Consider the following 5,299-nt stretch of genomic DNA (forward strand, 5'->3'; position numbering starts at 1 on the left):
GTACAGCGTCACGGCTTTCGAGCCCGGCGCCAGCGAAGACTTGACCCACGGCTTGCGCAGCAGGCCGGCCTGGTTTGCGTTGCGCGCCAGCAGGCCGGCAGCGATCATATTGCGCGGATTGTTGGTGTTGGTGCAGCTGGTGATGGCGGCAATGATCACCGCGCCATCCGGCATCTTGCCAGGCTCGTTCTCTACCACGCCAGCGATGCCGCGCGCCGCCAGGTCGGTCGTCGCCACGCGCTTGTGCGGGTTGGACGGGCCGGCGATATTGCGCACCACGGTGGACAGGTCGAACTTCAGCACGCGCTCGTATTCGGCGTTCTTCAGCGAATCCGACCACAGGCCGGTGTGCCTGGCGTAGTGTTCCACCAGCTTGACCAGATCGTCGTCGCGGCCGGTCAGCTTCAGGTACTTGATGGTCTGCTCGTCGATGGAGAACATCGCGGCCGTGGCGCCGAATTCAGGCGCCATGTTCGAGATGGTGGCGCGGTCGCCCAGCGTCAGCGCGGTGGCGCCTTCGCCGTAGAACTCCAGATAAGCCGACACGACTTTTTCCTTGCGCAGGAATTCGGTCAGCGCCAGCACCGTGTCGGTGGCGGTGATGCCTGGCTGTGGTTTGCCGGTCAGCTCAACGCCGACGATGTCCGGCAGGCGCATCCAGGATGCGCGGCCCAGCATCACGGTTTCGGCTTCCAGGCCGCCCACGCCGATGGCGATCACGCCCAGTGCGTCCACCATCGGGGTGTGGGAGTCAGTGCCAACCAGCGTGTCCGGATAGGCCACGTTGTCGCTCACCTGGATCACCGGCGACATGCGCTCCAGATTGATCTGGTGCAGGATGCCGTTACCCGGCGGGATCACGTCCACGTTCTGGAAGGCTTTCTTGGTCCAGTCGATGAAGTGGAAGCGGTCTTCGTTACGGCGGTCTTCAATGGCGCGGTTCTTTTCGAACGCGTCCGGATCGAAGCCGCCGCATTCGACGGCCAGCGAGTGGTCAACCACCAGCTGGGTCGGCACAACAGGATTCACCAGCGACGGATCACCGCCCTGGTCGGCGATGGCGTCGCGCAGGCCGGCCAGGTCCACCAGCGCGGTCTGGCCCAGAATGTCGTGGCAAACCACGCGGGCCGGGAACCACGGGAAGTCCAGGTCCCGTTTGCGTTCGATCAGCTGTTCCAGGGACGCGTTCAGCGTGGATGGGTCGCAGCGGCGCACCAGGTTCTCTGCCAGCACACGCGAGGTGTAAGGCAGCTTGTCGTAAGCGCCTGGCTTGATCGCATCGACGGCTTCACGCGCGTCGAAGTAATCGAGCTGGGTGCCCGGCAGCTTTTTGCGGAATGTGGAGTTCATTATTTGCGGTCCTTGATCGGTACGAATTGCAGGTCCTCAGGGCCTACGTAGTTTGCGCTTGGGCGAATGATCTTGTTGTCGATGCGCTGCTCGATGATGTGCGCGGACCAGCCGGAGGTACGGGAGATCACGAACAATGGCGTGAACATGGCGGTCGGCACGCCCATCATGTGGTACGACACGGCGGAGAACCAGTCCAGGTTCGGGAACATCTTCTTGATCTCCCACATCACGGATTCCAGGCGCTCGGCGATGTCGAACATCTTGGTGGAACCGGCTTCTTCGGACAGCTGGCGCGCCACGTCCTTGATCACCACGTTACGCGGGTCGGAGATGGTGTACACAGGGTGTCCAAATCCGATCACCACTTCCTTGTTTTCCACGCGCTTGCGGATGTCGGCTTCGGCTTCGTCCGGGTTCTCGTAGCGCTTCTGGATTTCGAAGGCGAATTCGTTGGCGCCGCCGTGTTTCGGGCCGCGCAGCGCGCCGATAGCGCCGGTCACTGCGGAGTAGATGTCGGAGCCGGTACCAGCGATCACGCGGCTGGTGAAGGTGGAAGCGTTGAACTCGTGTTCCGCGTACAGGATCAGCGAGGTGTGCATCGCACGCACCCAGCTTTCGCTTGGCTTCTCGCCGTGCAGCAGGTGCAGGAAGTGGCCGCCGATGGAGTCGTCGTCGGTTTCCACTTCGATGCGCTTGCCATTGTGGCTGAAGTGGTACCAGTACAACAGCATGGAGCCGAAGGATGCCATCAGGCGGTCGGCGATGTCGCGTGCGCCGGCGATGTTGTGGTCATCCTTTTCCGGCAGGGTGCAGCCCAGCACTGAGCAGCCGGTACGCATCACGTCCATCGGGTGAGCGGATGCTGGCAGCGCTTCTAGTGCCGACTTCACGGATTGCGGCAGGCCGCGCAGCGCTTTCAGCTTGGTCTTGTAGCCCTTCAGTTCGGCTGCGGTTGGCAGCTTGCCGTGTACCAGCAGGAAGGCGATTTCTTCGAATTCGCAGACGTTGGCCACGTCCAGGATGTCGTAGCCGCGGTAGTGCAGGTCGTTACCCGTTTTGCCCACGGAGCACAGCGCGGTGTTACCCGCTGCAACGCCGGACAGGGCGACGGATTTTTTTGGCTTGAAGGTTGGTGCGTCGGTCATTTCAAATCTCCTCGGATTACTTGATTATTTTTTCTGTGCTGCGAACAGTGCATCCAGCTTCTGCTCGAAATCGTGATAGTTGATGCGTTCATACAGTTCGGCACGGGTCTGCATGGTGTCGACCACATTCTGCTGCGTACCGTCGCGGCGAATCGCGCCGTACACGTTTTCAGCCGCCTTGTTCATGGCACGGAAAGCGGACAGCGGATACAGCACCAGGCCCACATCAGCGGACTTCAGTTCTTCAACGGTGAACAGCGGGGTCGAGCCGAACTCGGTGATGTTGGCCAGGATCGGCACCTTCACCGCCTTGGCGAACTGCTTGTACATGTCCAGCGTGATCATCGCCTCAGGGAAGATCATGTCGGCGCCCGCTTCAACGCAGGCCACGGCGCGTTCGATGGCGGCATCGAGGCCTTCCACGGCCAGCGCATCGGTGCGGRCCATGATCACGAAGTTTTCATCGGTACGCGCGTCAACGGCGGCCTTGATACGGTCCACCATTTCGCCCTGCGACACGATTTCCTTGCCCGGACGGTGACCGCAGCGCTTCGCGCCAACCTGGTCTTCGATGTGCATGGCGGCGGCGCCGAACTTGATCATGGACTTCACAGTGCGCGCCACGTTGAAGGCGGAGGCGCCAAAGCCGGTATCGACGTCGACCAGCAGCGGCAGGTCGCACACGTCGGTGATGCGGCGCACGTCGGTCAGCACGTCGTCCAGGTTCGAGATGCCGAGATCCGGCAGGCCCAGGGAACCGGCTGCCACGCCGCCGCCGGACAGGTAAATCGCGCGGAAGCCGGCGCGCTTTGCCAGCAGAGCGTGGTTGGCGTTGATCGCGCCCACCACCTGCAGCGGGGATTCTTCTTTGACGGCCTGGCGGAAGGCGGCGCCTGCGGAATATTGGCTCATGATGTCCTTTCAGCGGTTTAGTTTGCGCACTTATCTGCAAGTGCCGTGCCAGCTACCCACCTCCAGCAAAATCAAGGACTTGCAACATTTCGCTCATAGTGCGACGTTTCACATTGAAACAATGAAAYAGCTATAATTGAAACATGCGACATTCCACGCCACTGCCCTTCGATCCCGCCGACAAGCCAGTCATCTGGACCGTGGCCGTTTCACGGCTGTCCGAACTGTTCCGCGACATCACGCCGGAATACGACGCGCTGGCCACCATCGAGCCGATCAACCTCGGTTTCGATGAAGCGGCGCGCCACATCCGCGAACGCCTCGCCACGGAACGTTGCGACGCGGTGATCGCGGCCGGCTCCAACGCGGCTTATCTGAAAGGCCGTTTGTCGGTGCCGCTGGTGATAGCACGGGCCAGCGGTTTCGACTTCATGCAGGCGCTGGCGCGGGCGCGCAAGGTGTCATCGCGCATTGGCGTGATCACCTACCAGGACGAACTGCCTGCGCTGGCCGAATTCGCCGCCACCTTCGGCGTCGACATCGAACGCCGCACCTATACTGCCGAAGAAGATGCACGCGCCCAGATCAACGACCTGAAGGCGTCAGGCATCAAAGCCATCGTCGGCGGCGGACGCATCACCGACCTCGCGGAAGAAGCCGGACTGACGGGCGTCTTTGTGTACTCCTCCACCTCGATCCGCCAGGCCTTTGACGACGCGCTGGAAATCGCCCGCCTGGCGCAACTGGAATCGAATCGCGGCCATCGTACCGTGGTGGCCGACACGCTGCGCGCCAAGCACGGGCTGGCCGACCTGCGCGGCGAATCGGAGGCGATGGAGCGCGTGCGGCAAGCCGTGGTGCTGTACGCGAAGTCGCCGGCCACGGTGCTGATTCAGGGCGAAACGGGCGCGGGCAAGGAGCTGGTGGCGCAGGCCATCCACCGCGAAAGTCCGCGTGCGCTGGGCGTGAACCGTCCCTTTGTCGCGGTGAATTGCGGCGCGATTGCGGAATCGCTGCTGGAGTCCGAATTGTTCGGCCACGAAGAAGGGGCCTTCACCGGCGCGCGTCGCGGCGGTCACGCAGGCTTGTTCGAAGCGRCCAATCGCGGCACGCTCTTCCTCGACGAAATCGGCGAGATGCCGCTGGCCCTGCAAACGCGCTTGCTGCGCGTACTGGAAGAGCGCGAAGTCGTGCGCGTGGGTGGCACCCGTCCTATTCCCGTCAACGTGCGCATCATCAGCGCCACGCACTGTGATCTCGAACAGCGCGTGCGCGAAGGCCGCTTCCGTGCGGACCTGTTCTATCGCCTCGCTGTGCTGCGTTTGACATTACCGTCACTGCGCGAGCGGCCGACCGACATTCTGCCGCTGGTTGAATGGTCGCTGCGCAATGCGCTGGCAGCGCTGGGCGCACGGCCGCATCCAAATCTCAGTGCGGAGATTGCGGCCTGCGCGCCGCTGTTCATGCGCTACGATTGGCCGGGCAATGTGCGCGAATTGCGCAATATGACGGAGCGGCTGGCGTTGTTCCTTGCCGCCGAACCGCTGCAAGCGCTGACGCCGAGCTTCGTGATATCGGTTGCTCCCGAGCTGGCCACCAGCCCCACCGCAGGTCAGGCCGCGGCGCTGCCGTGGCCCGGAGCAGACGCGGCGCCCGCCACGACACCTGGCGCTCCACGGGCCGCTGCGCCAGGTGGTGGTCGGCAGCGTGCCGAGTCGGCGTCGGAAGTCCTTGCACGCTTTGGCGGACGGCGCGACGCGGCAGCCGACTATCTCGGCATCAGCCGCACCACGCTGTGGCGGCGCCTGCGCGAAGAGACAGGCGGCTGAGCGGCCAGCATCTGCGCGCCACCCCGTCAGACGCGTCGCTACAATGGGCTGCATGGAACC

General features: G+C 63.2%; 4 protein-coding genes. 1 reads left to right on the forward strand and 3 read right to left on the reverse strand.

All coding sequences use genetic code 11. From position 1 onward, the window contains the following. The 3 genes from AB4Z11_RS21855 to prpB form a co-directional block, all read right to left on the reverse strand. Window positions 1–1,350, reverse strand: a 1,350-nt coding sequence (locus tag AB4Z11_RS21855; protein WP_442027635.1) for an aconitase family protein, incomplete at its 3' end; no start/stop codon positions are given. Continuing rightward, window positions 1,350–2,498, reverse strand: a complete 1,149-nt coding sequence (prpC, locus tag AB4Z11_RS21860; RefSeq protein ID WP_442027637.1) for a bifunctional 2-methylcitrate synthase/citrate synthase — start codon at window positions 2,496–2,498, stop codon at window positions 1,350–1,352. The genes AB4Z11_RS21855 and prpC, both read right to left, overlap by 1 nt. A 24-nt stretch (window positions 2,499–2,522) precedes the next feature. Then, window positions 2,523–3,410, reverse strand: coding sequence for a methylisocitrate lyase (prpB, locus tag AB4Z11_RS21865; RefSeq protein WP_442027639.1), 888 nt, complete (start codon window positions 3,408–3,410; stop codon window positions 2,523–2,525). Window positions 3,411–3,553: 143 nt separating this feature from the next. Between prpB and prpR the strand changes: the two genes are divergently transcribed. Further along, the gene (gene prpR / locus AB4Z11_RS21870) at window positions 3,554–5,239 is read left to right on the forward strand and encodes a propionate catabolism operon regulatory protein PrpR (protein WP_442027641.1); all 1,686 of its coding nucleotides are present in this window, start codon (window positions 3,554–3,556) and stop codon (window positions 5,237–5,239) included. The last annotated feature ends 60 nt before the right edge of the window (window positions 5,240–5,299 follow it).

The sequence above is a fragment of the Pseudoduganella sp. RAF53_2 genome, assembly GCF_052113985.1.
Taxonomy (GTDB): domain Bacteria; phylum Pseudomonadota; class Gammaproteobacteria; order Burkholderiales; family Burkholderiaceae_D; genus Rugamonas.

Coding starts and splice junctions, on each gene's coding strand:
- prpC (WP_442027637.1), bottom strand. CDS start 2,498: ATGACCGACGCACCAACCTTCAAGCCAAAAAAATCCGTCGCCCTGTCC.